The organism is Pinisolibacter sp. DMC19 (genome assembly GCF_056313985.1).
The window spans coordinates 145,962-172,273 of sequence record NZ_JBQUZF010000006.1; the positions used below are offsets into that span (position 1 = coordinate 145,962).

A 26,312-nucleotide genomic window follows, 5' to 3' on the forward strand; every position below is an offset into this window, starting at 1 on the left:
GGGACGTCCGCGATGCGTTTCACCGACATCTTCATCCGTCGGCCGGTCCTGGCGACGGTGGTCAGCCTGCTGATCCTCGTGATCGGCCTGCGCGCCGTCTTCTCGTTGCCGGTGCTGCAGTATCCGCGCACCCAGAACGCCGTCGTCACCGTGACGACGGTCTATCCGGGCGCCGATCCGGACGTCGTCGCCGGCTTCGTCACGACGCCGCTCGAAGGCGCCATCGCCCAGGCCAACGGCATCGACACGATGACCTCGACCTCGGTGTCGGGCGTCTCGACCATCACCGTCAACCTGCGTCTCAACTGGGACAGCGGCAAGGCGCTGACCGAGATCAACGCCAAGGTCAACTCGGTGCTGAACCAGCTGCCCAACGGCAGCCAGCAGCCGATCCTGACGCTGAAGGTCGGCCAGACCATCGACGCCATGTACATCGGCTTCCGCTCCGACGTGCTCGCGCCCAATCAGGTCACCGACTATCTGGTGCGCGTCGTCCAGCCGCGCCTGCAGTCGGTCGAGGGCGTGCAGACCGCCGAGATCCTCGGCGGCAAGAAGTTCGCGCTGCGCGCCTGGCTCGATCCCGACCGGCTCGCCGCCCACCGTCTGACCGCCTCGGACGTCTCCAAGGCGCTGACCGCCAACGACTACATCGCCAGCGTCGGCTCGACCAAGGGCCAGATGATCCAGGTCGACCTGACCGCCTCGACGTCGCTGCATTCGGTCGCCGAGTTCCGCGAACTGGCGGTGAAACAGTCCGGCGACGCGGTGGTGCGCCTGAAGGACGTCGCCGAGGTCTCGCTCGGTGCCGACGACTACGACACCGCCATGGCCTTCGGCGGCAAGCAGGCGATCGCCATCGGCATCCAGGTCGCCCCGACCGCCAACCTGCTCGACGTCATCGCCGGCGTCCGCGACGTCTTTCCCTCGGTCCGCGCCCAGCTGCCGACCGGCCTCGAGGCGGAGATCCTCTACGACTCGACCGAGTTCGTGAACGCCTCGATCCACGAGGTGGTGACGACGCTGATCGAGGCGCTCGGCATCGTGACGCTGGTCGTCTTCCTCTTCCTCGGCTCGTGGCGATCGGTGCTGATCCCGGTGGTGGCGATCCCGCTGTCGCTGATCGGCACCTTCACGATGATGCTGATCTTCGGCTTCTCCATCAACCTCCTGACCCTGCTGGCGCTGGTGCTGGCGATCGGTCTGGTGGTCGACGACGCCATCATCGTGGTCGAGAACATCGAGCGCCATCTCGCCGAGGGCGTCTCGCCGCTCGATGCCGCCTTCGCGGCGGCACGCGAACTCGCCGCGCCGATCATCGTCATGACCGTGGTGCTGATCGCGGTCTACGTGCCGATCGGCTTCCAGGGCGGCCTCACCGGCGCGCTCTTCGTCGAATTCGCCTTCACCCTGGTCGGCGCCGTCACCATCTCGGCGATCGTCGCCCTGACGCTGACGCCGATGCTCGGCTCCAAGATCCTGGTGCCGCACCACCGGCTCGGCCGCTTCGACCGCAAGGCGGTCGACATCATCGACGCAGTGATGACCCGGGTGACCGAACGCTATCGCCGCATGCTCTCCGGTACGATCGACAACCTCCCGGTCGTCGCCGTCTTCGCCGCGCTGGTGCTGACCTCGATCGGCTTCCTCTACGTCGGTTCGAAGAGCGAGCTCGCGCCGGAAGAGGACCAGGGCTTCCTGCTCGGCATCGCCACGACCTCGTCCAACGCGACGCTCGAGCAGCGCCAGATGTTCTCCAAGCCGATCGTCGACGGGCTCCTCGCGCGCCCCGAGACCGAGACCGTCTTCGAGATCGACCTGACCGGCCAGACCCTGTTCGGCCACGTGCTGAAGCCCTGGGACAAGCGCAAGGACGGCAGCGCCGTGATCCAGGCGCGCGACCAGGCGCTCTACGATTCCAACGCCGGCCTCAAGGTCGTCGCCTTCAACCCGCCCTCGCTGCCCGGCGCCAACGGTCTGCCGATCCAGGCGGTGATCGGCACGCCCGACGGCTTCGACCGTCTCGGCGAGGTCTCCACCCAGTTTCTGCGGGAGGCGGTCGCCTCCGGCCGCTTCATCTTCCTCGACAACGATCTGAAGATCGACAAGAAGCAGGCGAGCGTCCACATCGACCGCGACAAGACCGCCCAGCTCGGGCTCCAGCTCTCCGACGTCGGCGGTGCCCTCGGCTCGCTGGTCGGCGGTGGCCACGTCAACTGGTTCTCGCTCGCCGGCCGCTCCTACAAGGTGATCCCGCAGATCATGCAGCGCTACCGGCTGACCGCCGACCAGATCCTCGACACCCAGATCCGGGTGGCCGACGGCTCGATGGTGCCGCTGCGCACGGTGGCGAGCGTCATCGACGAGGTGGTGCCGCAGTCGCTCAACCACTTCCAGCAGATCAACGCCGCCACCATCTCCGGCGTCGCCTATCCCGGCGTCACCACCGGCGAGGCGCTGGCGACGATGCGCGAGGTCGCCGCCCGCGTGCTGCCGCAGGGCTACACGCTCGACTTCGCCGGCCCGTCGCGCCAGTTCGTGCAGGAATCGAACGGGATGGTCACGACCTTCCTCTTCGCCATCCTGATCATCTTCCTGGCGCTGGCGGCGCAGTTCGAGAGCTTCCGCGATCCGATCGTCATCCTCGTCTCGGTGCCGATGTCGATCGCCGGCGCGCTGATCTTCATCTTCATCGGGATCGGTGGCGCCAGCCTCAACATCTACACCCAGGTCGGTCTGATCACGCTGATCGGCCTGATTTCGAAGCACGGCATCCTGATGGTGGAATTCGCCAACGAGCAGCAGGAACACGGCCTCTCCAAGCACGACGCCATCGTCGCCGCCGCGACGATCCGCCTGCGGCCGATCCTGATGACCACGGCGGCGATGGTGCTCGGCGTCGTGCCGCTGATCACCGCCACCGGCGCCGGCGCCATGTCGCGCTTCGCCATGGGTCTGGTCATCGCCACCGGCCTCGCGATCGGAACGCTGTTCACGCTCTTCGTCGTGCCGGCGTTCTACATGATGATCGCCGCCGACCGCGCCAAGGTCCCGGCCCCGGCGCCGGTTCCTGCTCCGGCGCACGCCTGAGACCTCCCCCGGCGCCGTCCGCGACGACGGCGCCGGGGAACCCCTTCTTGTCCGGCGCGCGCGCCTCGGGCAGTGTCGGGCGGCCGATCTTCGGCGCCCGCCGCGAGTGCCCCATGAGCGCGTTCGACCCCTCTTGCCCCACCTCCGAGCCGATCGATCTCGTCTACCTCTGGGTCGACGGCGCCGATCCCGCCTTTCACGCGCTGAAACGCACGTGGCTCGGCCGCGAGGCGGCGCGGATCGACGACGAGCTTTCCGGCGACGACGCCCGCTACGCCCAGATGGGCGAGATCGCCTGGTCGGTCCGCTCCGCCCGCCGCTTCGCGCCGTGGATCCGCACGATCTGGATCGTCGTCGCGCCCGGTCAGAGGCCGCCGGTCGACCTCTGCGACCCGACGATCCGCGTGGTCGAGCATCCCGCCATCCTGCCCGAGGCGATCCTGCCGACCTTCGCCAGCCCGTCGATCGAGCCCTTCGTCCATCGCATCGAGGGCCTGTCGGAGATCTTCGTCTACGCCAACGACGACTTCTTCTTCTGGCGCCCGACGCCACGGGCGCATTTCGTCGCCGACGGGCGGCTGAGCCTGCGCGGCCGTCACGTCGCGCGCTGGCGCGCCCGGATCGACCGCGCCACCCACCGCGGCCACACCCGCATCGCCGCCCGCACCGCCCTGATGCTGTTCGACCGCGGCTTCGACCGGGTGCACCTGCCGGAACACTCGTTCCACGTCATGCGGCGATCGACCTGCGAGCGGGTCTGGGCCGAGATGGGGGACGAGCTCGCCCACGCCGTCGCCACCCGTTTCCGCGACGACGACCGCTGCCTGTTCTGGCAGACGCTGGTCAACAGTTTCGAGGAACGCGACCGACCGACCGACACGGTGCGCACCTTCGGCGCCGTGCATCTCTCGCTCGCCCATGTCGAGGAGAGCCCGGCGATGGCCTTCTGGATCCGCCTGCGCCTGGCGCTGTTGCCCTTGTGGTCGCCGCGCACCCTCTGCCTCAACACCATCCCGCTCGGCTGGCAGACCCGCATGCGCCGGCTCCTCGACCGCCACCTCGGTCCGGTCGACGGCGTCCGAGCGCCGGCCGGTGGTCGGACCGAGGCGGAAGACCTATAAGGATGAGCCGGTCCCGCGCCGGCGGGAACGGTCGGCCCCATGCGCATTCTCCAGGTCACGCCCTATGCCATGTCGCGCCGCGGCGGCGTCCAGTCGCATGTCCGCGATCTGACGCGCTGGCTGCGCGCGAGCGGCCACGACGTGACGATCGTCTCGCCGCGCCCCGACGTCGAGAGCGACGACCCGCCGATCCGGCCGATCGGCCGTTCGGTCGGCGTCTCGCTGTCGGGCACGCGGTTCGAAGTGACCTGGGTCGAGGGCCGCGAGATCGCCGCGACCGCCGCGGCGCTCGACGTCGCCGCGATCGACGTCGTCCATCTCCACACGCCTTTCGTGCCGCTCTTGCCGCTCCGCCTCTGGCGGGCCTTCCGCCGGCCGACGGTCGCGACCTTCCACGCGACGCTGCCGCCCGGCGACCATCTGCTGCGCATGGTGCTGACGCCGATCGCCCGAGCCATGGCGGCCCGTGCCGACGCGGTCGTCGCCGCCTCGTCGACCGCCGCCGCCCTGCCGGGCCTCGGCCGGCCGGACCGTGCGACCGCGATCCTGCCGCCGACCATCGATCTCGCACCCTGGCGCGACGCCGGCCGCAACGTCGCCCCACGCGATCCTTCGGCGCCGCCGCGGCTGCTGTTTCTCGGCCGCTTCGAGGCGCGCAAGGGGCTCGACGCGCTGATCGCCGCCTGGCCGACGATCGTCGCGCGCGGCGCGGCGGCGGGCTCCGCGCCCGAACTGGTGGTCGCCGGCGGTGGCGAACTGGCGCCGGCGGTCGAAGCGCTCGCCGCGCGCGGCCCCGGCCGGGTGACGATCGTGCCGACCCCCGACGACGCGACCGTCCGGCGGCTCGTCGCCGAGGCCGACCTGATGGTCGCCCCGGCGCCCTTCGGCGAGAGTTTCGGTCTGGTGCTGATCGAGGCGCTGGCCGCCGGCACGCCGGTCGTCGCCGCCGCCAATCCAGGTTATGCCGGGGTCATGACCGGGGAGGGGGCGAGCCTGCTGGTGCCGCCCGGCGACGCGGATGCGCTGGCGGCCAAGGTGGGCGATCTCCTCGCCGATCCCGCCCGCCGCGCGGCGCTGCGGGCCTGGGGCCTCGCCCATGTCGAGGCGTTCGACGTCGGCGCCGTCGGCCCTCGCCTCGTCGCGGTCTACGAGCAGGCGATGGCGCGAGCGGCCCGGTCCTGATTCAGAGATCGGCGCGGGCGAAGGCGAGCGACACGTTGAGGCCGCCGAAGGCGAAGGAATCCGACAGCGCGACGCCGATTGCCGCCGGCCGCGCCGCGTCGGCCACCGGATCGACGTCGATGTCGGGATCGGCGCCGAGGAAGTTCATCGTCGGCGGAATGATCGCATGTTCCAGCGCGGCGATCGTCGCGATCGCCTCGAGCGCCCCCGACGCGCCCATGGCGTGGCCGACCATCGACTTGGTCGACGACATCGGCAGGCGGCGGCCGCGGTCCCCGAACACGTCGAGGACGGCGGCGGCCTCGCAGCGGTCGTTGGCGGCGGTGCCGGTGCCGTGGGCGTTGATGTAGTCGACCGTCTCCGGCGCGATGCCGGCGTCGAGGATCGCCTTGCGGATGGCGAGCGCCATGCCGGTCGGATCGGGGGCGACGATGTCGCCGGCGTCCGAGCTGATGCCGCCGCCGAGGAAGCGGGCGATAGGCCGCGCGCCGCGCGCCGCGGCGCGTCCCGCCCGTTCGATCACCAGCATGCCCGAGCCCTCGCCGACGATCAGGCCGCGCCGTCCGGTCGAGAACGGCCGGCAGGTGTCGGAAGAGACGACGCGCAGCGCGTCCCAGGCCTTGAGATAGCCTTCCGAATAGCAGGAGTCCGTGCCGCCGACGACGGCGACGTCGGCGAGCCCGCCGCGGATCAGCGAGGCGCCGACCATCATCGCATGCGCCGCCGAGGCGCAGGCGCTGGTGACGCCGAAGACCGGCCCGCGGGCGCCGATCTCGCGGGCGATGCGGCTCGCCGGGGCGCTGCCCATGGTCTGCGGAATGGTCAGCGGATGAATGCGGCCGTTGGCCTTGAACAGCCGGCGGAAGCCCTCGTCGAGCACGTCGATGCCGGAGTTGGCGGTGCCGATGACGACGGCGATGCGGTCGGGTTCGACGTCGCCGGTGCCGATGCCGGCTTCGCGCCAGGCGGCGCGGGCGGCGACGGTGGCGAACTGCGCGAAGCGGTCGAGCGTCGCCAGCGAGCGGTCGTCGAAATGGTCGCTCGGCACGAAGTCGCGAATCGGTGCGCCGTTGGGGAAACGCACGCCGAAGCCGAGATCGGCGATCGGTCCGATCGCCGAGCGGCCTTCGAAGATCGCTTGCGTGAAGGTCTCGACCGTCTGGCCGAGGGCCGAGACGATGCCGCGACCGGTGACGTCGAGCACGCGATCCGTCGTCATGCGCCGCGCTTTCCTTCCGGGATGAAGGCGATCAGGGTGTCGACGAGCTCGCCGACCGTGTCGAAGTTCGAATCCGCCGCGAGATTGACCTCGACGTCGAAGGCCTCCTCGACCGCGAAGACGACGTTGACGATGTCGATCGAGTCGATGACGACCTCGTCGCGACGGGTCGCGCGGGTCAGTACGGCGGTCTTGTCCTGGATTTCGGTCTGGATGAAGCCGATGATCCGGGCTTCGAGCTCCGGCCACCGCTTGCCCGTCTCCGCGACGGACGGCTCGACAGCATTGTCCGACATGAACACACCTCTCGGAGCCGGTCTCCGCCGGCGGCCGCCCCTCGATCGCGGAAGTCCGGCCGGGGCCGGGCATCGCGTGCTCTCGCCCTCTCTGCCGCCTATCACGTTCCCGACGCAGCGTGAAGGGAAGTCGGGGACAATCCGCATGACGGCTAAGTCGGGACGACCGGTCCGGGACCTCCCGCGGGGATGACCGGAGGCTGCAAAAGCGCTACTGTGCGCGCCGGTCGGGACGTCGCGCGGTGGCGCGTGCTCGGACCGGCATCGCCGAAAGGAGCATCCGCTCGCGATCGAAGCCGTCGTACGATCGGGCCGCCCTCTCGTCAGCCTCTCGGGTGATCATGTCGTCGCTCTCGCCCTTCGAATCCTTCGTCAAGCGGAGGTCCCGGCTCGCCGGCCAGGCTCTTCTCGAGGGGCTCGGCGACGCCAATCCGTGGTTCGCCCGGGTCGACGCGCTCGAAGCGGCGGTCGCGGCGCGCGGCGGCGACTTCGTCTCCTTCGGCAACTACGACTATCTCGGCCTGTCGGCGCACCCCGCCGTGCGCGCCGCCGCGGTCGCGGCGATCGAGACGGCGGGCACCGGCGTCAACGGTTCGCGTCTGGTCGGCGGCGAGCGCCTCTTCCACCGCGCCTTCGAGGCCGACCTCGCCGACTTCGTCGGCACCGACGCGGCGCTGACGCTGGTCTCGGGCTATCTCGCCAACCTGTCGCTGATCCCGCATCTGCTCGCCGGCGACGATCTCCTCGTCGTCGACGAATATGCCCACAACTCGATCATGATGGCGGCGCGGGCGACGCGTTCGACGGTCAGGACCTTCCGCCACAACGATCTCGACCACCTCGACGAGATCCTGACCCGCGAGCGGAGCGGACACCGCAACTGCCTGATCGCCGTCGAGAGCCTCTACAGCATGGACGGCGACTGGGTCGACCTGCCGCGCCTCGTCGAGCTGCGCGACCGCCACGGCGTCTGGCTGATGATCGACGAGGCCCATTCGATCGGCGTCCTCGGCGCCACCGGCCGCGGCATCTGCGAGCATTACGGCATCGATCCTCGCCGCGTCGATCTGATCGTCGGCACCCTGTCGAAGACGCTGGCCGCCTCGGGCGGCTTCGTCTGCGCCCATGGGCAGGCGATCGAGTGGCTGCGCTTCACCCTGCCGGGCTTCGTCTATTCGGTCGGCCTGTCGCCGGCGGTGACCGCCTCCGCCCATGCCGCGCTGACGGTGCTGCGCGCCGAACCCGAGCGCGTCGCCCGCCTCGCCGCCGTCAGCGAGGCCTTCCTCGCCGCCGCCCGCGCCGCCGGGCTCGAGACCGGAGCCGCCATGGGCCGCGGCATCGTGCCGATCGTCTTCCCCGACTTCCCCACCACGCTCGCGAGGGCCGCCTCTCTGCTCGCACACGGCATCTACGCCCCGCCGGTGATCCAGGTCGGCGTGCCGCAGGATGCCCCGCGCATCCGCTTCTTCCTGTCGGCCGACCATTCGCAGACCGACATCGACCGCACCATCGCCGTCCTCGCCGCTCCGCTCGGCTGACGGCCCTCGACCTCGACCGCACGGGAGCGACATGGAACCGAGCGACGCCGGAGACACGACGGAGAGCGCGGATCGCCGACAGGCCACGGCTGCGTCGGGCTGCGTGCTGGCGGCGGACTTCGGCACCGGCGGCGTCAAGGTCGGCATCCTCGATCGCGATCTGGCGCTCCTCGCCGTCACCGTCGAGGACTATCCGCTTTCGCGCCCTGCGCCGATGCGGGCCGAGCAGAACCCGGCCGACTGGTGGTCGGCGCTGGTGCGCGCCGTCGCCACGCTGCGCACGCTGCACCCGGACGCCGTCGACCGCGTCGGCGCCCTCGCCTTCGCGGCGCAGATGTGCGGCGTCGTCGCCGTCGACCGGGCCGGCAAACCGCTGCGGCCGGCGATCATCTGGCTCGACAAGCGCGCCGTCGACGTCACCCGCACGCTGGTGCGCGGCTTCCCGCGGCTCTTCGGCTACAACATCCCGCGCGCCGTGACCTGGCTCCGCATCGCCAACGGCGGCCCGTCGAAGAACGGCATGGACCCGCCCTCCAAGATGTTGTGGCTGCGGAACGAGGAGCCCGAGGTCTGGGCGGCGACCGACAAGTTGCTCGACGTCCGCGACTGGCTCGTCCACCGCGCCACCGGCCGCATGGCGACGACGGCGGATGCCGCCAATCTCACCTGGCTGATGGACACCCGTCCCGGCCGCGAGGGCTGGTCGCCGACGCTCTGCCGCATGGTCGGCGTGCCGGTCGGCCGCCTGCCCGAGATCGTCGACGGCAGCGCCGTCGTCGGCGGCCTGACGCCGCGGGCGAGTGCCGAACTGGGACTTCCCGCCGGCTTAGCCGTGATCGGCGGCTGCGGCGACGTCGCCGCCACCGCGCTCGGCGCCGGCGCGGTCGAGCCGGGCGAGCTGCACGTCTGCGCCGGCACCAGTTCCTGGGTCGGCGGCTTCTTCCCCGACCGGCGGGTGAGCATCCGCCATTCCTACGCGACGATCACTTCGCCGCTCGGCTTCCGTCCGCTGCTGATCGCCACGCAGGAGACCTGCGGCGGCGCGTTCCACTGGCTGAGCGACATGCTCGGCGGCCCGACCGCCGAGAAGGACGAGGACATCGGCGCCCTGCTCGCCGAGGCCGGCCCGCGCGGCGACGACGATCCGCTGTTCCTGCCCTGGCTCGCCGGCGAGCGCTGCCCGATCGACGACGACCGTCTGCGCGGCACCTTCCTCGGCCTGCGCTTCGGCCACGACCGGCCGACGCTGATCCGCGCCGTGATCGACGGCACCGTGCTCAATCTCGCCTGGGCGCTCGACGTCGTCGGCCGCGAGAAGGGCGTGCGCCGCGACGCGCCGCTGCCGCTGGTCGGCGGCGTCGGCCAGAGCCCGGTCTTCGCCCAGGCGCTGGCGGATGCGACCGGACGCACCGTGATCTGCGCCGAACCACGCTTCGCCGGCCTGCGCGGCCTCGCCGCCCTCGCCGCCCCGGCGCTCGGCTGGAACCCGGATCCGGCCGCCGCCATCCGCGCCGCGAGCCGCGCCGCGGCGGTCGAATACCGCCCCGACCCGCGCGAACGTGGCCTGCTCGCCCTGCGCCGGCGGGAATTCGACGCCGCCGGCCGGTGGCTCGTCCGCTGGTCGGCGGCACGTCAGGCCGGCATCGACGGCTGGAAGAGGGAAGGGCGATGATCGACGGCCTGTTCAAGACCCATATCGACCCCTTGTGGGAACGCATCGCCCGGCCGATCGCCGACGCCGGCTGGACCCCCAATCAGGTGACGATCGCCGGCCTCGTCCTGGTCGTCGTCGACGTCGCCCTGTTGCCCCTCCACCGTTCGCTCGCCGTGTTCGGTCTGGTGCTGCTGCTCGCCTTCGCCTTCGACGCGCTCGACGGCGCCGTGGCACGGCTCTCCGGCCTGCGCTCGCGCCGCGGCGGCTGGCTCGACGCCGTCGTCGACCGCTATCAGGAACTCGCCGTCATGGCGGCGCTCGGCGCGGTCTCCGGCGCGTGGTGGGCGGCGATTCTCGGGCTCTCCGGCGCGTTCCTGACGAGCTACGCCAAGGCCCGCACCGCGGTCGAGATCCCGATCGACAACGACCGCTGGCCCGATCTCTTCGAACGGCAGGAGCGGATCTTCTTCCTCTGCGGCCTGACCATTCTCGCCGGCACGCTGTTCCGCGCCTTCGGTCAGGAGCAGGCGGCGCTGGTCGCCGGTCTGTGGATCTACGCCGGCCTCACCCACGTCACGGCGCTGCAGCGGGCCCGCCGTGCCTGGGCCATGCTGGCGCGCGCCGACGCGGAAGACCCGCTCGGGCCCCGCGCCCGCAGGGACGATGATCCGGCGTGATCGCCCTCAGGCGCCGCCGAGGCGGCGGGCGAGGAAGCGTCGGAGATCGACGAAATAGCAGGCGAGATAGGCGAGGAAGACGATGATCAGCGCCGTCTCGAGCTCGACGTAGGCCGAGATCACAAAGCCCGTCGCCGCGCCGAAGTCGCCGTCCTTGACGTGGAAGACGACGCCGTAGAACGCCGCCGCCGCGACGACGGCGAAGCCGCCCCGCGCCCGCGCCCGTGCCGTGAAGAAGCCGGCGTCGCCGATCGCCCGCCGCGCCGGCCCGACCAGTGCGTGATGGACCGCGCAGAGGAAGATCGTCGTCGCCTGTCCGGCGAAGAAGACATAGGACCCGATCATGTGCATGCGGTGGTCCTCCGCCGTCGCACCGAGACGCCAGCGGGCGAGCCCGACCATGCCGACGCAGGTCGCGGTCATGGACACCGACATGGCGACGAAGAGCCCCCGCGCCAGTCGGTGGCGCGCCGGCCCGAGCGCTGCCCGATCGGGCAGCTCGGCGGCGAGCATCCACAGGATGCCGTGGGTCGCCGGCCACAGCAGGAGCGCGGCGAGCGTCACCCAGAAGGCGAAGGGCTCGCCGATCGCCGGGTCGGAGATCGCCCGGCTGATGGTCGGATAGAGCGTCGCGTCGGCGCCCGGATGGCGGGCATGCCAGGCGATCCGCGCCCAGACGATCGCCGGGGCGACGATCGCCGGCACCGCGAGAACCGAGAGCGCCGCGAGCCCGGCGAGGCGGCCGCGCGTCGCGTGGTCCGTCGGGGTGTTCGCCACGGAGGTGGGGTCGGTGAGGTCGCCGCTCATGCGCGTCCCTGCTGCGATGACGGCGGGAGAGTGGACGAGGCCCCGGCCGAAGTCCATCGACCTTCCGTCGCGGTCAGGCGTGCCAGCCCCGCCGTGCGCCGATCGCGGCGATGACGACGACCGCGGCGAAGGTCGCCGAGACCGGCGTCCAGGCGGCGGCGACCGGATCGAGATTGCCCATCTCGCCGGCGACGACGAAGACGCGGGTGGCGACGTGGACGACGTAGCCCGACATGACGCAGCCGATCAGCAGGCCGAGCCTCGGCCGCGAGGCCCCCGCCAGCAGCGACACGCTCGCCGCCAGGAGCGCCATCGCCAGCGGCAGTAGCGCATCGGCGCGCCGGACCTCGGGCCAGACGCGATGATCGGGGCCGATCAGCATGGTCGAGCCGGAGGCGACCATGGCGCGCAGGTCGTCGTCGGGAATGTATTTCGCCGGCAGGCCGAGATAGGTGACGGCGCGCGGATCGAGCGGGATCGGCACCAGTTCCTGGTCGGGGCCGGCCGAGATCCGCATCACCGACGGCCGTTCGGGATCGCGCGTCCAGCGCGTCGCCCGGTCGAAGCGCCAGAGATTGCGCAGGCCCGTCGGCTCGGCCCGCGCCGCCCGCAGGATCTCGCGTACCCCGGCGTCGCGGTCGAGGCGGAAGAGGTCGACGTCGATCAGTTCGGCCGGCGGTCCGAAGCGGACATGGGCATGGACAAGCCGGTCGCCGGTGATGATCCAGGCATCCTTGCGGATCGTGTCGCGCACGTAGCGCTCGCCGTAGGCGCCGAGCCGATCGGCCGCCTGCCGCAGCACCGCGTGCGGCCGCCAGTCGACGTGGAGCTGGTACTGCAGCGCGCCGAAGACGAGGCCGACGGCGGCGGCGGGCATGAGGACACGCAGCGGATGGCGGCCGGAGACCCAGTGGATCGCCCGCCGCTGCGTCACGATCGACCACAGTTCGAAGGCGAGCACGCCGACGAAGACGGCGATCGGCAGGAGCCGCGTCACCATGTCGACGATCCGGAGGCCGAGATACCAGGCGAAGAGCCCGATCCGCCCGACGAGGTCGGCCGGCGCCTTGGCCGCCACCTGATCGAAATAGCGGGCGAGATCGATCGAGATGGCGACGAGCAGCAGGATCGTCTGCACCGTCGCGACGAAGACGACGAGCCCGACGAAGTCCTGCCGCGCGATGATGCCCGGCAGACCGAGGCCGAGGCGGAAGCGTCGCCGCGCCGGCACGTCGAAGAGACCGTCGCGCTGGCTCACGATCGCCCTCCCCGCGGCGCCACCAGCGCCCCCTGCCGCAGGAGGGCGGCGACGGCGAGGACGACTGCGAGGGCGCCGACCGCCGCCGCGCCGATCATCAGGTTGTCGTCGGCCGAAGCGGTCTGGAAGGCTCGGACGACGCGCACCAGCCCGGTGTCGAACACCACCATCGCCGCGCCCGCCGCCGGCAGCGCGAAGAAGCGCCGCCGCCCGTCGGCGAAGGAGGCGGCGATCGCCGCGGTCAGCACCGCCACCAGCGACAGGAAGGCGCGGGCGACGATCTCCGCCTCGCGCAGGCCGTTGTCGGGCCGCCCGCCGCCCGTCCCGGTCGCTCGCGCGACCAGCGTGCGGTACTGCGGCTGGTCTGCGAGGACGGGATCGCGCAGCGGCTCGTCGAGATCGATCTCGCGCGTCACCGTGCCGAGCCGATAGCCCGAACCGCCGATCGATCCGGCCTGCGGCGTCGTTCCGGCCGGCGGCAGCTTCAGATCCAGCACCGTGACGTCGTCGAGGCGCAGCGCGAAGCGGCGCGTCTCCTCGATCGGCCGGAGATCGTAGTCGGCCGCCGCGACGACGCGCTCGCCGTCGCCATCGCGCGGCGGAAAGACCAGCAGCGGCCGTCGTCCGGTCGAGCCCCAGGCGGGTGAAACGAAGGTGTAGCCCCGCAGCGTCTCGATCCGGTCGGGCGGCAGGCCGACCTCGACCGCGTCCATCGCCATGCGGTGCGCCGCCTCGAGGAACAGCCGGTCGCGCGCCGCCCGCCCCATCGGATCGAGGAAGCCGGCGGCGACGATCGCGGCGAAGACGGCGACGGCACCGAGCGCGAAGAGGCTGGAAATCATCCGGAACGGCCCGACCCCGGCGCCGGCCATGACCACGGTCTCGCCGCCGTCGCGGGCCTCCATCAGCGCGCGATGGGCGCCGATCAGCACGGCGATCGGCATGGCGGTGACGATGATCTCCGGCGCGGTCAGGGCGAGCACCAGCGGCAGGTTGCCGAGCGGCGCGCGGCGTTCGATCAGCATCTCGACGAAGCCGGTCATCCGCTCGGCGAGAAACACCACCATCACCAGCGCGAGCGTGGCGGCGATGGACCCGAGGCTGCGCCGCACGAGATGACGACCGAAAGTCCGCAGCATCCGACCGCCGCCTCCCCGCCCCGTTCGCATCTCGTCCCGGCCGGCGCATGCCGCCGAGGCGGCGCGCGGGACTCGTGTCCGGGCGGCGAATCATATCTGATCGTGCCCATGGCCGACAGTCGTCCCGCTTTCGCACCGACGCTCCGTTTCGTCTGGTCCCACCCGGCGCATGCCCTGTCGCTGTCGGGCGGCCTCGGGCTCGCCCGCGGCTGGCCGGGTACGGTCGGGGCGGCCGGCGGCCTGCTGCCGGCGCTGTTCCTCGTCGGGCTGCCCTGGCCGGTGCTTCTGGCGATCTTCGCTGCGAGTTTCGTCGTCGGCGTGCGCGCGGCCGACGTCACCGGCCGCGCCCTCGGCGTCGAGGACCCCGGCTGCATCGTCTTCGACGAGACCTGGGCGATGGCGCTGGTCTGCGTCGCGATCCCTGCGTCGCCGCCGTGGTGGCTCGCCGGCTTCGTCGCCTTCCGCTTCTTCGACATCGTCAAGCCGCAGCCGATCCGCGCCGTGCAGGACGGGCTGCGCGGCGGCCTCGGCGTGATGGCCGACGACCTCGCCGCGGCGATCGCCTCGATCGCGGTGGTCGATGTCGCGGCCCGCCTCCTCGGCGCGCTCTGAGGCTCACACGAGGCGCGAGACCAGCGCCAGCACCGGCGTCGCGACGATCCAGGCATCGACCACGTCGAGCACCCCGCCCTGCACCGGGTGGATCGCCGGATAGTCCTTCACCCCGGCACGCCGCTTGACCCAGGAGGCGACGAGATCGCCCGCCACCGTCGCCGCCGCCACCGCGAGCGCCACCACGACGATCCGCGTCGCCGGCCAGCCGAGCACGCCGACGCCGAGCACCAGCGCCGCGATCGCCACGCCGAGCGCCCCGGCCGCCAGCCCCTCGACCGTCTTGCGCGGGCTGAGCCGCGGGAAGGCCGGGTGCCGCCCGAAGAGCCGGCCGCCGAGCACCGCGGCACTGTCCATGGTCTCGACCAGCAGGAAGGCGAGGAGCAGCCGCGCTCCGCCGTCGGGCCCGGTCGCCGCGGCGGCGAAGAGCACCAGCGGCAGGGCGGGGAAGCAGGCGAGCACGATCCCGTCGCGGAGGCCTTCCGGTCTGCCGAGTCGTCCCGTCGCGACGCCGGCGCCGATCGCCAGCACGACACCCGCGATCACGCCGCCGACCCCGGAGAGGCCGGCGAGGACGGCCGCGACCGCCAGCGCCGCGCCGAAGGCGAGCGCCCGCGGTCGTGCTTCGTCGCCCGCGACGGTGACCGTCGCCGCCTCGAAGCCGCAGCGCGCCGCCAGAGCCGCGATACCGAGGCAGGTCGACACGCCGCCCGGCACCACGAGCAGGAGCGCGACGGCGACGATGACGATCTCGGAGATCATCACCGGCCACAGCCCGCGCGAGGCTTTGGCCGTCGCCGGCACGACCGACAGCGCCGCCAGCACGACGAGCGCGAAGACGAGAAAGGCGACGACCACCAGCGCCAGATGATGCGTGCCCGTCATCGCCGCCGCCTTTCGACGGCGCGCACCACGAAGCGCTGCCACTGCCGCAGGACGGGCGCGATCGGCGAATGGAAACGGGCGAGCAGTCCGAGCGCCACCCCCGGCGCGACCAGGAAACGGCCGCGATCGGCGCCGGCGAGGATCGCCGCGGCGACCTCGTCGGCGGAACGGACGCCGCCGCCGGCCGCGATCGCCTCGGTCGCCGCCGGCCGGCTCGCCCGCTCGGCGGCGAGCTGCGGCGTGTCGGTGTCGGGCGGCAGGGCGAGGGTGACGGAGATGCCGATCGCACCGAGCTCCAGCCGCAGCACCTCGGCGAGGCCGCGCACGGCGAATTTCGACGGCGCATAGGCCGAATAGCCCCAGATGCCGAAGAGCCCGGCGCCGGAGGAGACGAGGACGATCCGCCCGTTCCCGGCGGCCCGCATCGACGGCAGCACCGCCCGAATGGCGGCGAGCGTGCCGAAATGGTTGGTCTCCATCTGCCGGCGATGGGCCTCGAGCGGCAGATCGACGAAGAGCCCCGGCTCGACGATGCCGGCGGCGGCGACGAGCCAGGCGATCGGCCCGTGTTCGGCGGCGACGCCCTCGACCGCCGTGGCGAGCATGGTCGCATCGGCGACGTCGAGCGGATGGGTGGTGACGACGGCGTCCGGAACGGCGGCGCGGATGGTCGCGGCGGCTTCGTCGAGCAGGCCCTCGCGACGGGCGACGAGCGCCACCGGATGACCGCGACGGGCGAGGCGGAGCGCGACCGCGAGGCCGATGCCGCTCGAGCCGCCGGTGATCACCGCCGGCCCGCGCCGCGTCGTTTCGCCGCCGCCGCTCAAGCGCCGTCCTGCCCGTCGGCGAAGTCGAGCATGTTGGCGAGCCCGATCTCGTCGTCGACCTGCACCGGCGGATGCTTGAACAGGAACGAGGCGATGGTGCCGACGTCGCCGGAAAGACCACGCTCGCGGGCGATGTCGGCGAGACGGATGGCGATCAGCGCCATCGCCGCGGCATTGGGCGAATCCTCGACCGAGACGCGCGCCTCGATCTCCATCGGCACGCCGCCGAAGAGCCGGCCTTCGAGCCGGACATAGGCGATCTTGTTGTCGTTCAGCCACGGCACGTAGTCGGATGGGCCGATGCGGATCTGCTGATCGTCGAGCCGCTCGTGCATGGCGGTCTGCACCGCCTCGGTCTTCGACATACGCTTGGTCTGCAACCGGTCGTGATCCATCATGTTGAGGAAGTCGGTGTTGCCGCCGACGTTCAGCTGATAGGTCCGGTCCATCTTGACGCCGCGCATGTCGAAGAGATGCGACAGCGTGCGGTGGACGATGGTGGCGCCCATCTGCGCCTTGAAGTCGTCGCCGAGCACCGGCAGGCCGGCGGCGCGGAACTTCGCCGACCACTTCGGGTCGGAGGCGATCAGCACCGGGATGCCGTTGACCATGGCGCAGCCCGCCTCGATGGCGCAGGTCGCCCAGAACTCGACCGCCGCCTGCGAACCGACCGGCAGGAAGTTGATCAGCACGTCGACGCCGCGCTCGCGCAGGGTGGAGACGATCGTCGCCCTGTCGAGCGCCGGGGCGTCCGACAGGACGAAGCTGCGCGACGGCATCTGGTTGCGCATGAAGGCGGAGACGCCGTCGAGATCGGGGCCGCGCTGGACGGTGAAGCCCGCCGGCGGCACGTCGCGATGGAAGATCTTGGTGCAGTTCGGTTCCTGGAAGATCGCCTCGGACAGGTCGCGACCGACCTTGCGGGCATCGACGTCGAAGGCGGCGACGATCTCGACGTCGCCGGGCCTGCGGCCGGCGAGGACGGGGAAGGGCACCCCGATCGCGTCGTCGCCGAGCGCCCGGCAATAGGCGACACCCTGGACGAGCGAGCTGGCGCAGTTTCCCAGACCGACGATCGCAGTGCGGATCTTCCGTGACATGTTTGGCCTCGGCATCGTTCGTCGGCCCGTTCGCCCGTCGTGGGCGGAACCGGTCGACCGGCGTCTTCTTCGTCGTTCCGGCACGGCCCTCGCGCGCCGTCTCACTTCGCCGCGTCTCGTCCCGCGCGGCGCCCGCGCCGCCCGCGTCTCGGCCCGAAACGGGCCGCGGCACCGGCGGGCCTGCGGGAGGGGGCATGCTAACCACCCGTCGGGCGCGAAAGAAGTCGGGAAATGGGCCTAGAGGTCGATTTGCCGTCGAAATTGCCCTGCGGCTCGTCCGGACTTGAGTCCGCCGCGGTTCGGTCCGACAGTGACCGCCCTCGAGGACGAGCGAGAGGGAACGCGGACGCCATGGGTTTCTCGTCGGATCGGCCGGCCGCCGGATCGAAGCAAGCCGCGCGGCGGCGCGAGCCGAGCCGACGCGACCTCCTCGGCCTCGGATCGGCGGTGCTGGCGACGGCCGCAATGCCGCGCGCCGCGGCGGCGCAGTCGATCTTCCTGCCCGACATCCGCTCCGAGTTCGCGCGGTTTCCCGCCCTGCCGATCGGCCGGCCGCAGGCGGTGCCGACCGACGAGGGCATGCTGTTCTTCGTCCAGCACGCGATCGACGCAAACGCCATCGTCTATGCCGCCCGCCGCCTGCCCGACGGCCGGCTCGACCCGGACGAACCGGTCGAGACCTTCTGGCGCCGCTTCGCCACCGCCGGCCATCGCCGCGAACTCAGTTTCTTCGAGCGGCATTTCGCCTTCGGCCTGGTGGCGACGCCGGAGACGGCCGGGGTGTGGAGCGTCCACGTCGCCGCGCTGTCGTCGCGCAAGGGCCGCCTCGACCGTGGCCCCGACGGCAAGCCGCGCATCCTCGTCGAGATCGACGGCAAGCCGCGCCGGCCGGTCTACGTCTGGGTCGAGGCCGAACGCGGACACTTCATTCCGACCATCCGCCACGTCGACGTCTATGCCGTGACCGAGGGCGAGACGGGCTTCTGTCGCGAACGTCTGGTCTTCGGCTGATCGACGGGCGTAGGGCTCGCCTCGGCACGTCCGAGGCGATAAGCAGTGCGGGTGCGGGATCGCGTTGGGGCAGGCCGCGAGGTGGCGATGCTGGGGAAGATGTTCTCCTTCCTGTGGAGGAACGCGCCGAAGGGCATGCCCCTGCCGGTGATCGGCCTCGCCGTCGTCACCGGCCTCACCCGCGACGCGCTGCTGATCGTCACCAATGCCGCCGCCTCGGACGTCGGCAAGCCGAACTTCTTCTCGTTCTGGCTGCCGGTCTTCCTGGCGACGCTCGCCGCCTATGCGGTGCTCCACCTCGTCTATCCGGTGATGGCGCAGACCATGGTGGCGCGCATGGCGGCGGCGCTGCGCCTCAGGCTCACCCGGCACCTGCTCGAGACGCCGCCGATCTTCGTCCAGAGCCGCGAGCACGGCAGCCTCTACCACATCATGACCACCGACGTTCAGGTGGTCACCCAGATCAGCCGGACGCTGCTCGAGTTCCTCCCGGCGGTGGTCTTCCTCGCCGTGGCGCTGCCGCAGATCTTCCTGATGTCGGTGCCGGTCGCCGTCTTCACCGTGGTGGTGATGGCCGGCGGCATCCTCGGCTACTATCTCCAGCGCCGGGCGATCTCGGGGCTGGCGCGCGACATCCGCGCTCTGGAGATCCGTTATTTCGAACGCGTCAACGACGTCATTGCCGGCTTCCGCGAGCTGAAGCTGCATCGCCCCCGTCGCGCCGACCTCGCCGGCGAGGTCGAGGACACCGTCGGCGCCGCGCGCGACACCACCATCCGCATGGAACGGCGCTACGCCGCCGGCGAAGTGGTGGTGCAGTCGCTGAAGTTCGTGCTGGTCGGCGGCGTCGTCTTCCTCGTGCCCTGGCTCGGTGAGGGCGACGGCACGGTGGTCTTTCGCCTGCTGACGGTGATCCTGTTCTCGCTCGGCCCCTTCGAGGCGGTGGTCAGCCAGATCCCCGGCCTCCTCAGGGCGATGGTCTCCTTCCGCCGCATCGACGAGCTCGACGCCGAACTGCGCGCCTGCGCCACGCCGGTCCCCGACGACCGGCCGATGCCCGCGCCGTTCGACACGTTGACGCTCGAGGGCGTCACCGCCCGCTGGGGCGCCGACGGCGAGACCGGCTTCGCCCTCGGTCCGATCGACTTCGAGCTGAAGCGCGGCGAGATCGTCCTGGTGGTCGGCGACAACGGCTCGGGCAAGACCACCTTCCTCAACGTCCTGACCGGTCTGATCGACATCGACGGCGGCCGCATCCTGGTCGACGGCGTGCCGGTGGAGGAGGCCGACCGCGCCGCCCATCGCGACCGCTTCTCGGCGATCTTCACCGTCTTCCACCTGTTCTATCGCCTGTTCGGCCTCGCCCACGTCGATCCCGAACACACCCGCGAGATCCTGCGCCGCCTCGGTCTCGACGGCGTCACCGACTACGACGACGGCGCCTTCACCCGGCTCGAACTGTCGTCGGGTCAGCGGCGGCGGCTGGCGCTGGCGGTGGTGATGCTGGAGAACCGCGACATCGTCGTGCTCGACGAGTTCGTCGCCGATCAGGACCCCGGCAAGCGCGAGTTCTTCTTCCGCGAGCTGCTGCCGGAGCTGAAGGCGCGCGGCAAGACGGTGGTCGTCACCACCCACGACCTCGCCTGGGTGCCGTGGTGCGATCGGCTGGTGCGCTTCGCCGACGGTCGCATCGTCGCCGTCGAGGAACACGGGCGGCCGGACGCCGAGGCCGCGACGCACCGAGAGTGATCGCCGCTCACGCCCGGCCGGGCAGCGCCACCACCAGCGCGGCGTTGATGCCGCCGAAGGCGAAGGAATTGGACATCGCCGCGTCGGCCGAGAAGGCCCGGGCGACGTGCGGCACCGGCTCGAAGCCGATCTTGGGATCGATGCCGAGGAAGTCGATCGTCGGCGGCGCGATCTGCGCCCGGAGCGCCTCGACCGTGACGATCAGCTCGAGCGCCCCGCCGGCACCCAGCGCATGGCCGTGGATCGGCTTGGTGGAGGAGACCAGAAGCCCGTCGAAGGCCGCCCCGAACACCTCGCGCAGCGCCTGGGTCTCGGTGACGTCGTTGGCGATCGTGCCGGTGCCGTGGGCGTTGCAGTAGCCGATCCGCTCGGGATCGAGCCCGCTGGACATCACGGCGCCGCGCACGCAGGCGGTGGCGCCCGCGGGATCCGGCCTGAGAAGATCGGCGGCGTCCGACGTGTTGGCCTGGCCGACCAGTTCGGCGAGCACGGTCGCACCGCGCGCCCGCGCCGCCTCGGGCGCCTCCAGCACGACGATGCCGGCGCCCTCGCCCAGCACCATGCCGGTGCGTTCGCGCGAGAACGGGCGGCAGACGCCCGTCGTCATGACGTGCATCGCCTCCCAGGACGCGAAGACGCCGTCGACCAGCAGCGATTCCGCCCCACCGGCGATGCAGCGATCGACCACGCCGGCGCGGATCAGATCGGCGGCGAGCGCGATCGACTGGGTCGCCGAGGCGCAGGCGGTGGAGATGCAGAAGGTCGGCCCGGTCGCCTTCCATTCCATGCCGATCCACGAGGCCGGCGAACTCGTCATGATCTTGGGGATCGCCATCGGGTCGGAGCGCTCGGCCGGCGCCTCGACGAAGCGGACGTAGTTGCGCTCGAGCGTCTCGGCGCCGCCGAAGCCCGAGCCCACCACGACGCCGCAGCGCGCGCCGAAGTCGCCAGCGCCGAGGCCGGCCTGCGCGATCGCCTCGCGCGCCGCCGCCAGCGCCAGGATGGCGGTGCGGTCCTGGAAACGTGGCTTGGCGTCGGTGGCGAGCGCGGCGAAGTCTGCCTCGGCGATGCGGGCGGCGCGCTTGACCTGCTGGCGATGGATGCGCGGAAAGGCGACGTCGACCACGGCGCTCCGGCCGTCGCGGGCGGCGGTCCACAGGGGCTCGACGCCGATGCCGCAGGCCGAGACGGCCCCGAGACCGGTGATCGCGACGGGCTTCACGACGCCTCCTGCCGACGATGCGCCTCGATGTGGCCGGTGACGACGTCGATGAGCTCGCCCACCGTCTTCGCCTCCGTCAGCTTCTCGTCGACCGGCACGTAGACGCCGAACTTCTCTTCGATCGCCATGAGGATCATGACGAAGTCGGCCGAGGCGATGCCGAGATCGTCGAGACGCTGGTCGTCGTCGATGACACGATCGCCGACCATGCCTTCTTCCGCGACGATGGCGAGCAGCCGACGCCGTAGATCTTCGTCCCGTTCGGCGGTTTCGGCCATGACAACACCCCGCAGGCAGTTCCAGATCCGTCGAATCTGTCTTAAGCCAAGCGAACGACTCTGCAAAGGACACAGGTCGTCGATCAGGGATCGTACGCGCGCCGCGATCGACCGGCCGGCGATGCCCGTGAAAGGAAGCGGAAATGGCTCCCGCCGTCGTCGTCCGCTCGGTTCTCTTCCACGTCGCCGCGGTCGGCGCGGTGATCGTCTTCCTGCCCTTCGCGCCGCTGCTGCTGATCCCGGATCGACGGCCGTCGCGCCCCTTCCTCGTCGCTTTCTTCCGCCTCTTCGGTTGGCTCCTGCGGGTGATCGTCGGCATCGACTGGCGGGTCGAGGGGGCGAAGCACCTGCCGAAGGGTGCCCATCTCGTCGCATCGCGCCACGAGTCGGCCTGGGAGACGCTGTTCCTGCCGCTGATCCTCGACGACCCCGCCGCCTTCGCCAAGAGCGAGATCTTCTCCTGGCCGCTCGGCGGCCTCGTCGCCCGGCGCGCCGGCCACATCGCGATCGACCGCGGTGGCGACATCGCCGCCCTCAAGTCCGCCTTCGAGGCGGCCCGGAGCACCGTCGCCGCCGGCCGCAGCCTGCTGATCTTTCCATCGGGCACCCGTCAGGCGGAAGGCCGCGACCGCATCCAGCCCGGCGTCGGCGCGCTCTACGAGCTCCTCGACGTGCCCTGCGTGCCGGTCATGCTCGATTCCGGCCGCTGCTGGCCGCCCGACACCTGGCTGAAGTTCCCCGGCACCATCCGCGTGGTGATCGGCGAGCCGATCCCCGCCGGTCTCGACCGCCGCGCCTTCGTCGCCGAGCTGGCGACGCGCCTCGGCGCGGCCGGTCGAGGGGAGGGGTGATGCGCGCAGGAACTCTCTCCCCGCTCGGCCGCTTCGCGATCGTCGCGACCATCGCCGCGAGCTTCGCCGCCTCGGTCGCCGCCCCCGTCGCCGTCTACACCGTGACGCTCGCCGCCTTCGGCCTGCCGCACGTCCTCGCCGAGCTGCGTTTCGTCGACCTGCGCTTCTCCGGCCGCCTCGCCCGGATCGGCCCGGCGCTGGTGTTGCTTCTCGCCGGCGCGCTCCTCGCCCGGATCGCCGGCTGGGCCGGTCTCCTCGCGCCGCCGGTCGCGGCGGGTGCCGAGTTGCTGTGCGGCGCCGGTCTGGTCTTCGCCTGCCTCGGCCTGTTGCGGCGTCGCCGCGCGGGCGTCGCCGCGATCGGCCTCGCGCTCGCCGCCGGCGCCGTCCTCGCTCCGGCGACGACGCTCCTCCTCTTCGCCGTCGCCCACAACGGAACGCCGCTGGCGCTCGTCCTCGACGTGACGCCGAAGGCCGAACGCACCCGCCGCCTCGCGCTCTGGGCGCTGCCCTTCGTGTTCGTTCCGGCGCTGATCGTCACGGGGCTCCCCGCCGACCTCGCCGATCGGCTCGGCCTGTGGCTACCGGATCTGTCGCCGCTCGGGGCCGGCGGCATCGAGAACCATCTCGGCGTCTACGTCGCTCCGGCGCTGGCCGGCGGATCTCGTGCGGTCGATCTCTTTGCCGCCGCGGTCTTCGCCCAGACCATGCACTACGGCGCGGTGATCCACCTCTTGCCGCGTCTCGTGCCGGCGAACGCCCGCGGCCGCATCCCCTGGCCGCGGCCGGCGGTCTTCGCCGGCGTGCTCGCGGCGTGCGGCCTCGTGCTGCTCGCCCTCTTCCGCTTCGACTTCCCCGATGCCCGCCGCCTCTACGGGCTCGCGGCACTGATCCACGCCTGGCTGGAGATCCCGGTGATGATGCTGATGCTCGGGTCCGTCTCAGCGGAAAGCGTCGACGACGAGGCCGAAGCCGGCGGAAGCGCCGTTGGCGAGCGCCGAGAGGGCGAGACCGCGTGACAGGCTGCAGCGCGATCCGATCGCCTGCGCCACGCCTTCGACCGCGACGACGGCGATCTCGACGGTGAGCACGACCCGCCCCCAGGTCTCCGGTTCGGCGAAGGCGAGGACGGCGTTCCAGGCGAAGGGGTGGGTGAGAAGCGTCGCGACCACGGCGACGAGCGCCGCCCGGCCGGGTGCGGCCCATCCGGTCGCCCGTGCGGCGAGGCCGGCGACGGCGGCTTCGATCGTGATCGAGGCGAGGAGTGCGCCGCCCTGAACGGCGGTGAGGTTTGCGAGGCCGAGGTCCATGACCTAGGCTAACACGACACCCGATGCGGAGGCTTCCATGCGCACGATCGTCCCGACCCTTCTCGTCCTCGCCGCGACCGCGGGGTCTGCCATGGCCGACGTCGTGCCGCCGCGCGAATTCGTCCTCGCCCGCCACGGCGAACTGGTCGTCGCCAAGGGCTGGACCTGCCCGAAGGTGACGGCGAGCGATCCGGTCGAGGGCTATCCCGAGCTGAGGGCCAAGGGCCTGACGCCCAATCTCGTGGTCTGCTCCGACGGTGCGAAATACGTCGTGGCGGTCCCCGCCCGCCGTCGCCCGATCCCCGGTGGCACGGTCGAACCGTCGGCCGAGCCGGAAGTGCTGAAGCTCGACTGACCGACCGGACCCCCACGAACGACGACGAGGTCCGCCGGGGGGAGCGGACCTCGCCATCGCGAGCAGGGGGGGAGGATCGGGTCACTCGTAGCGGCAGACCCGGCGGGTTCCGACCACGTCGCCCCAGCGGTTGACGCGCTCGACGATCATGCAGCGGCGGACGGGTTCCTCGTAGGCGACGGGGCGCTGGGCGAGCGCGGAGCCGATCACCAGACCGGTGGCCAGACCACCGACGCCCCAGCCCCAGGCGGGGCCGCCGTGGTGGTGATGCGGGTGGGGCGGCGGGAAGGCCTGGGCGGTGCCGACCGAAGCGACGCCGGCGACGGCGATCGTGGTGGCGACGAGGGCGGCGGTCAGGATCTTCTTCGACTGGAACATGGCTCTCTCCTCGGGGTCCGGGGAAGGCACCGTCATGGCCTTCTTGTCCATGGGTCGCGCCGGGCGGAGATCGGGTTCATGTCCGACGTCGATTTTTTCGTCTTTTCGCACGGCGGCCGAGAAACGGCGGAAATCCGCCGTGGAACGACGACGCCCGCCGCGGGGGCGGCGGGCGGATCGTGGATCGGCGCGAGAAATGCGTCAGCGGGCGCGGGCGACCGCGGCGGCGGCGTCGACCAGACCGGCGCCGAAGACCGGATCGCGTCCCGGCGCGCCGAGATCGATCGCGGTCTCCGTCAGGATGCGGCCGACCGCGTCGGGGGCGAGGTCGGGCCGCGCCTCGAGCAGCAGCGCGACGACGCCCGAGACCTCGGCGGCGGCCACCGAGGTGCCGGTCGTCAGGTCGTAGCCGCCGTGCGGGGCCGGCACCAGCACGTCGACGCCCGGCGCCGTGACGGCGACGTGGTTGCCCCGGACGGCCTGCGGCAGGATGTGGTCGTCGGCATCCGAGGCGGTGACCGCCACCACGCCCGGCGTCGCCGCCGGATGGAGCGGCGCCGACTGCGGCCCGGCATTGCCGGAGGCGGCCACCGCGACCACGCCGCGCGAACGGGCGAGCTGGATCATCCGCGCCAGGAACGTGTCGGCCGGCCCGGCGAAACTCATCGACAGGACGCGTGCGTGCTGCTCGACCGACCAGTCGAGGCAGGTGACGACGTTGAAGGTGACGCCCTCGGCGACGCCGCGCGCGCCCGGCGGTCCGAAGGCCCGCGCCGTCAGCAGCCGCGCCGCCGGTGCCGCGCTCGACAGCCGCACACGGGCGGCGATCGCCCCCGCCATGGCAGTGCCGTGGGCGCCCGGCGTCGGATCGACGCCGGGAAGCGCATCGAAGCTCCCCTCGATCGCCCCGGCGAGCTCGGGATGGCCGGCGTCGGCGCCGGTGTCGATCACCGCCACCAGCACGCCACGCCCCTGCGCCTTGGCATGGGCGGCGTCCAGCTGCAGCTTGGCGGCGGCATACTGACCGGGCAGCGGAGCCGTCGAGGCCTCGCCCGTCGCCGCGGTGGTCAGGGCCGGTGCCGGTGCCGGCGCGGTGGCGACCGCTTCGCTCGGCGCGGCGGCCGTCTGTTGCAGCGTGTAGATCCAGTTCGGCTGGGCCGAGGCGATGGTGCCTTCGCTCTTCAGCCGCTCGAGGCTCTCGCGCGTGCCGCGGCCGTCGAGTGCGGCGAGGCGGTGGAGTGTCGTGCCGGTCAGGCGGATCGGCCGGCTCTCGACGAGGCGCAGACCACGCCGCGCCGCGAGACGGGCGACGTCGACCGTGCTCTTCGCCTCGATCAGCACCTCGCCCGGCACGTAGCGGGTCTCGCCCGCCGGTGGCAGGGTGACGATCGGCCCGCGCGTCGCCGCCCGGCGCGGCGCCTCGACCCGCGGTCGCGGCCGCCGCACGATCGGCGGATCGTCCTCGTCGTCTTCGATGACGATCACCCGCCGCGTCCGGCGCTGGACGTAGTCCTCCTCCCAGCGCTCGTTGTGCGGCAGGCCGTGGAGGATGACCGCGCCGTTGGGCAGTTGCCCCCCGTCGGCCGAGCGGCTGCCGGCATTGCTGGAGGGACCCGTGTTCGACGGTCCGGCGGACTGGCCGAGGGCGTTCGGCGTCGCCGCCAGCAGGGCCGCGATCGCGACGACGCCGGCGAGGGCGATGCCTCGCCGGCGCCGGACGCCGGGATGGTTCGTCGGATGACCCGAGACATCGCGCATC

Annotated in this window: 25 protein-coding genes; 12 read left to right on the forward strand and 13 right to left on the reverse strand. The window is 71.9% G+C overall.

Going from position 1 to position 26,312, the window contains the following annotated elements:
* The first annotated feature begins 12 nt into the window (after positions 1–12).
* The 3 genes from ACT53U_RS15635 to ACT53U_RS15645 all read left to right on the forward strand — a co-directional run bounded on the left by ACT53U_RS15635 (position 13) and on the right by ACT53U_RS15645 (position 5,390).
* Positions 13–3,087, forward strand: a complete 3,075-nt coding sequence (locus ACT53U_RS15635; protein WP_476156614.1) for an efflux RND transporter permease subunit — start codon at positions 13–15, stop codon at positions 3,085–3,087.
* Between the two features lie 113 nt (positions 3,088–3,200).
* The gene (locus ACT53U_RS15640) at positions 3,201–4,208 is read left to right on the forward strand and encodes a Stealth CR1 domain-containing protein (RefSeq protein ID WP_476156616.1); all 1,008 of its coding nucleotides are present in this window, start codon (positions 3,201–3,203) and stop codon (positions 4,206–4,208) included.
* A gap of 39 nt (positions 4,209–4,247) precedes the next feature.
* Positions 4,248–5,390, forward strand: a complete 1,143-nt coding sequence (locus ACT53U_RS15645) for a glycosyltransferase family 4 protein (RefSeq protein WP_476156618.1) — start codon at positions 4,248–4,250, stop codon at positions 5,388–5,390.
* 1 nt (position 5,391) lies between these two features.
* Here ACT53U_RS15645 and ACT53U_RS15650 read toward each other — a convergent pair whose 3' ends face one another.
* Together ACT53U_RS15650 and ACT53U_RS15655 are read right to left on the reverse strand one after the other, a co-directional pair.
* Positions 5,392–6,609, reverse strand: coding sequence for a beta-ketoacyl-[acyl-carrier-protein] synthase family protein (locus ACT53U_RS15650; RefSeq protein WP_476156620.1), 1,218 nt, complete (start codon positions 6,607–6,609; stop codon positions 5,392–5,394).
* Complete coding sequence (locus tag ACT53U_RS15655; protein WP_476156623.1) at positions 6,606–6,905, reverse strand: acyl carrier protein; 300 nt, start codon at positions 6,903–6,905, stop codon at positions 6,606–6,608. The genes ACT53U_RS15650 and ACT53U_RS15655 overlap by 4 nt, the downstream gene beginning before the upstream one ends.
* 341 nt (positions 6,906–7,246) lie before the next feature.
* On the opposite strand from ACT53U_RS15655, the gene ACT53U_RS15660 reads away from it, so the two are divergent.
* The 3 genes from ACT53U_RS15660 to ACT53U_RS15670 are packed head-to-tail and all read left to right on the forward strand — an operon-like array spanning position 7,247 to position 10,774.
* A complete protein-coding gene (locus tag ACT53U_RS15660) occupies positions 7,247–8,443 on the forward strand; it encodes an aminotransferase class I/II-fold pyridoxal phosphate-dependent enzyme (protein WP_476156625.1) in 1,197 nt (398 codons plus the stop codon).
* A gap of 31 nt (positions 8,444–8,474) precedes the next feature.
* Positions 8,475–10,115, forward strand: a complete 1,641-nt coding sequence (locus tag ACT53U_RS15665; protein WP_476156628.1) for a xylulokinase — start codon at positions 8,475–8,477, stop codon at positions 10,113–10,115.
* The gene (locus ACT53U_RS15670; RefSeq protein ID WP_476156631.1) at positions 10,112–10,774 is read left to right on the forward strand and encodes a CDP-alcohol phosphatidyltransferase family protein; all 663 of its coding nucleotides are present in this window, start codon (positions 10,112–10,114) and stop codon (positions 10,772–10,774) included. Before ACT53U_RS15665 ends, ACT53U_RS15670 begins: the two co-directional genes overlap by 4 nt.
* A 6-nt stretch (positions 10,775–10,780) precedes the next feature.
* On the opposite strand, the gene ACT53U_RS15675 is transcribed toward ACT53U_RS15670, so the two are convergent.
* The 3 genes from ACT53U_RS15675 to ACT53U_RS15685 form a co-directional block, all read right to left on the reverse strand.
* Complete coding sequence (locus ACT53U_RS15675; protein ID WP_476156633.1) at positions 10,781–11,581, reverse strand: hypothetical protein; 801 nt, start codon at positions 11,579–11,581, stop codon at positions 10,781–10,783.
* 73 nt (positions 11,582–11,654) lie between these two features.
* Positions 11,655–12,839, reverse strand: coding sequence for an LptF/LptG family permease (locus ACT53U_RS15680; RefSeq protein ID WP_476156635.1), 1,185 nt, complete (start codon positions 12,837–12,839; stop codon positions 11,655–11,657).
* Positions 12,836–13,978 (reverse strand): LptF/LptG family permease, encoded by a 1,143-nt coding sequence (locus ACT53U_RS15685; protein ID WP_476156637.1) that lies wholly within the window; start codon positions 13,976–13,978, stop codon positions 12,836–12,838. Before ACT53U_RS15685 ends, ACT53U_RS15680 begins: the two co-directional genes overlap by 4 nt.
* A 108-nt stretch (positions 13,979–14,086) precedes the next feature.
* Here ACT53U_RS15685 and ACT53U_RS15690 point away from each other — a divergent pair, with 108 nt between their 5' ends.
* Entirely contained in the window at positions 14,087–14,590 is a 504-nt protein-coding gene (locus tag ACT53U_RS15690) for a phosphatidylglycerophosphatase A family protein (RefSeq protein WP_476156639.1), read from the forward strand.
* A 3-nt stretch (positions 14,591–14,593) separates the two neighbouring features.
* On the opposite strand, the gene ACT53U_RS15695 is transcribed toward ACT53U_RS15690, so the two are convergent.
* From ACT53U_RS15695 to ACT53U_RS15705, 3 genes are read right to left on the reverse strand one after another with little or no spacing between them, the layout of a single operon-like run.
* The gene (locus tag ACT53U_RS15695) at positions 14,594–15,475 is read right to left on the reverse strand and encodes a phosphatidate cytidylyltransferase (protein WP_476156640.1); all 882 of its coding nucleotides are present in this window, start codon (positions 15,473–15,475) and stop codon (positions 14,594–14,596) included.
* Positions 15,472–16,302 carry an SDR family oxidoreductase gene (locus tag ACT53U_RS15700; RefSeq protein ID WP_476156642.1) on the reverse strand — a complete coding sequence of 277 codons (831 nt, stop codon included), beginning with the start codon at positions 16,300–16,302 and terminating at the stop codon, positions 15,472–15,474. Before ACT53U_RS15700 ends, ACT53U_RS15695 begins: the two co-directional genes overlap by 4 nt.
* Positions 16,299–17,402, reverse strand: a complete 1,104-nt coding sequence (locus ACT53U_RS15705; protein WP_476156644.1) for an inositol-3-phosphate synthase — start codon at positions 17,400–17,402, stop codon at positions 16,299–16,301. The genes ACT53U_RS15700 and ACT53U_RS15705 overlap by 4 nt, the downstream gene beginning before the upstream one ends.
* A 351-nt stretch (positions 17,403–17,753) precedes the next feature.
* Between ACT53U_RS15705 and ACT53U_RS15710 the strand changes: the two genes are divergently transcribed.
* Together ACT53U_RS15710 and ACT53U_RS15715 are read left to right on the forward strand one after the other, a co-directional pair.
* On the forward strand, positions 17,754–18,413 hold the full coding sequence (locus tag ACT53U_RS15710) for a DUF4833 domain-containing protein (RefSeq protein ID WP_476156646.1): 660 nt from the start codon (positions 17,754–17,756) through the stop codon (positions 18,411–18,413).
* A gap of 87 nt (positions 18,414–18,500) precedes the next feature.
* Positions 18,501–20,162: an ATP-binding cassette domain-containing protein gene (locus ACT53U_RS15715; RefSeq protein WP_476156648.1), complete on the forward strand. Its 1,662-nt coding sequence runs from the start codon at positions 18,501–18,503 to the stop codon at positions 20,160–20,162.
* A gap of 7 nt (positions 20,163–20,169) precedes the next feature.
* Here ACT53U_RS15715 and ACT53U_RS15720 read toward each other — a convergent pair whose 3' ends face one another.
* Together ACT53U_RS15720 and ACT53U_RS15725 are read right to left on the reverse strand one after the other, a co-directional pair.
* A complete protein-coding gene (locus ACT53U_RS15720; protein WP_476156650.1) occupies positions 20,170–21,384 on the reverse strand; it encodes a beta-ketoacyl-[acyl-carrier-protein] synthase family protein in 1,215 nt (404 codons plus the stop codon).
* On the reverse strand, positions 21,381–21,662 hold the full coding sequence (locus ACT53U_RS15725; protein WP_476156652.1) for an acyl carrier protein: 282 nt from the start codon (positions 21,660–21,662) through the stop codon (positions 21,381–21,383). The genes ACT53U_RS15720 and ACT53U_RS15725 overlap by 4 nt, the downstream gene beginning before the upstream one ends.
* Positions 21,663–21,805: 143 nt before the next feature.
* Here ACT53U_RS15725 and ACT53U_RS15730 point away from each other — a divergent pair, with 143 nt between their 5' ends.
* Entirely contained in the window at positions 21,806–22,513 is a 708-nt protein-coding gene (locus tag ACT53U_RS15730) for a lysophospholipid acyltransferase family protein (RefSeq protein ID WP_476156654.1), read from the forward strand.
* A complete protein-coding gene (locus ACT53U_RS15735) occupies positions 22,513–23,529 on the forward strand; it encodes a hypothetical protein (protein ID WP_476156656.1) in 1,017 nt (338 codons plus the stop codon). Before ACT53U_RS15730 ends, ACT53U_RS15735 begins: the two co-directional genes overlap by 1 nt.
* On the opposite strand, the gene ACT53U_RS15740 is transcribed toward ACT53U_RS15735, so the two are convergent.
* Positions 23,452–23,820, reverse strand: a complete 369-nt coding sequence (locus ACT53U_RS15740; RefSeq protein ID WP_476156658.1) for a hypothetical protein — start codon at positions 23,818–23,820, stop codon at positions 23,452–23,454. The two genes, ACT53U_RS15735 and ACT53U_RS15740, sit on opposite strands and share 78 nt — an antisense overlap.
* Positions 23,821–23,857: 37 nt before the next feature.
* On the opposite strand from ACT53U_RS15740, the gene ACT53U_RS15745 reads away from it, so the two are divergent.
* Positions 23,858–24,175 (forward strand): hypothetical protein, encoded by a 318-nt coding sequence (locus ACT53U_RS15745; RefSeq protein ID WP_476156660.1) that lies wholly within the window; start codon positions 23,858–23,860, stop codon positions 24,173–24,175.
* Positions 24,176–24,256: 81 nt separating this feature from the next.
* Here the strand turns inward: ACT53U_RS15745 and ACT53U_RS15750 are convergent, their stop codons facing one another.
* Positions 24,257–24,553, reverse strand: coding sequence for a hypothetical protein (locus tag ACT53U_RS15750; protein WP_476156662.1), 297 nt, complete (start codon positions 24,551–24,553; stop codon positions 24,257–24,259).
* A 201-nt stretch (positions 24,554–24,754) separates the two neighbouring features.
* Positions 24,755–26,311, reverse strand: coding sequence for a S8 family serine peptidase (locus ACT53U_RS15755; RefSeq protein WP_476156664.1), 1,557 nt, complete (start codon positions 26,309–26,311; stop codon positions 24,755–24,757).
* Position 26,312 lies beyond the last annotated feature (1 nt).

What these genes read in the sequence shown, in the direction of transcription:
- ACT53U_RS15660 (WP_476156625.1), top strand. Translation starts at nt 7,247, where the DNA reads ATGTCGTCGCTCTCGCCCTTCGAATCCTTCGTCAAGCGGAGGTCCCGG.
- ACT53U_RS15635 (WP_476156614.1), top strand. Translation starts at nt 13, where the DNA reads ATGCGTTTCACCGACATCTTCATCCGTCGGCCGGTCCTGGCGACGGTG.
- ACT53U_RS15655 (WP_476156623.1), bottom strand. Translation starts at nt 6,905, where the DNA reads ATGTCGGACAATGCTGTCGAGCCGTCCGTCGCGGAGACGGGCAAGCGG.
- ACT53U_RS15755 (WP_476156664.1), bottom strand. Translation starts at nt 26,311, where the DNA reads ATGCGCGATGTCTCGGGTCATCCGACGAACCATCCCGGCGTCCGGCGC.
- ACT53U_RS15640 (WP_476156616.1), top strand. Translation starts at nt 3,201, where the DNA reads ATGAGCGCGTTCGACCCCTCTTGCCCCACCTCCGAGCCGATCGATCTC.
- ACT53U_RS15670 (WP_476156631.1), top strand. Translation starts at nt 10,112, where the DNA reads ATGATCGACGGCCTGTTCAAGACCCATATCGACCCCTTGTGGGAACGC.
- ACT53U_RS15750 (WP_476156662.1), bottom strand. Translation starts at nt 24,553, where the DNA reads ATGTTCCAGTCGAAGAAGATCCTGACCGCCGCCCTCGTCGCCACCACG.
- ACT53U_RS15650 (WP_476156620.1), bottom strand. Translation starts at nt 6,609, where the DNA reads ATGACGACGGATCGCGTGCTCGACGTCACCGGTCGCGGCATCGTCTCG.
- ACT53U_RS15715 (WP_476156648.1), top strand. Translation starts at nt 18,501, where the DNA reads ATGCTGGGGAAGATGTTCTCCTTCCTGTGGAGGAACGCGCCGAAGGGC.
- ACT53U_RS15745 (WP_476156660.1), top strand. Translation starts at nt 23,858, where the DNA reads ATGCGCACGATCGTCCCGACCCTTCTCGTCCTCGCCGCGACCGCGGGG.
- ACT53U_RS15740 (WP_476156658.1), bottom strand. Translation starts at nt 23,820, where the DNA reads ATGGACCTCGGCCTCGCAAACCTCACCGCCGTTCAGGGCGGCGCACTC.
- ACT53U_RS15695 (WP_476156640.1), bottom strand. Translation starts at nt 15,475, where the DNA reads ATGACGGGCACGCATCATCTGGCGCTGGTGGTCGTCGCCTTTCTCGTC.
- ACT53U_RS15730 (WP_476156654.1), top strand. Translation starts at nt 21,806, where the DNA reads ATGGCTCCCGCCGTCGTCGTCCGCTCGGTTCTCTTCCACGTCGCCGCG.
- ACT53U_RS15675 (WP_476156633.1), bottom strand. Translation starts at nt 11,581, where the DNA reads ATGAGCGGCGACCTCACCGACCCCACCTCCGTGGCGAACACCCCGACG.
- ACT53U_RS15665 (WP_476156628.1), top strand. Translation starts at nt 8,475, where the DNA reads ATGGAACCGAGCGACGCCGGAGACACGACGGAGAGCGCGGATCGCCGA.
- ACT53U_RS15690 (WP_476156639.1), top strand. Translation starts at nt 14,087, where the DNA reads ATGGCCGACAGTCGTCCCGCTTTCGCACCGACGCTCCGTTTCGTCTGG.
- ACT53U_RS15710 (WP_476156646.1), top strand. Translation starts at nt 17,754, where the DNA reads ATGGGTTTCTCGTCGGATCGGCCGGCCGCCGGATCGAAGCAAGCCGCG.
- ACT53U_RS15735 (WP_476156656.1), top strand. Translation starts at nt 22,513, where the DNA reads ATGCGCGCAGGAACTCTCTCCCCGCTCGGCCGCTTCGCGATCGTCGCG.
- ACT53U_RS15705 (WP_476156644.1), bottom strand. Translation starts at nt 17,402, where the DNA reads ATGTCACGGAAGATCCGCACTGCGATCGTCGGTCTGGGAAACTGCGCC.
- ACT53U_RS15685 (WP_476156637.1), bottom strand. Translation starts at nt 13,978, where the DNA reads ATGCTGCGGACTTTCGGTCGTCATCTCGTGCGGCGCAGCCTCGGGTCC.
- ACT53U_RS15725 (WP_476156652.1), bottom strand. Translation starts at nt 21,662, where the DNA reads ATGGCCGAAACCGCCGAACGGGACGAAGATCTACGGCGTCGGCTGCTC.
- ACT53U_RS15645 (WP_476156618.1), top strand. Translation starts at nt 4,248, where the DNA reads ATGCGCATTCTCCAGGTCACGCCCTATGCCATGTCGCGCCGCGGCGGC.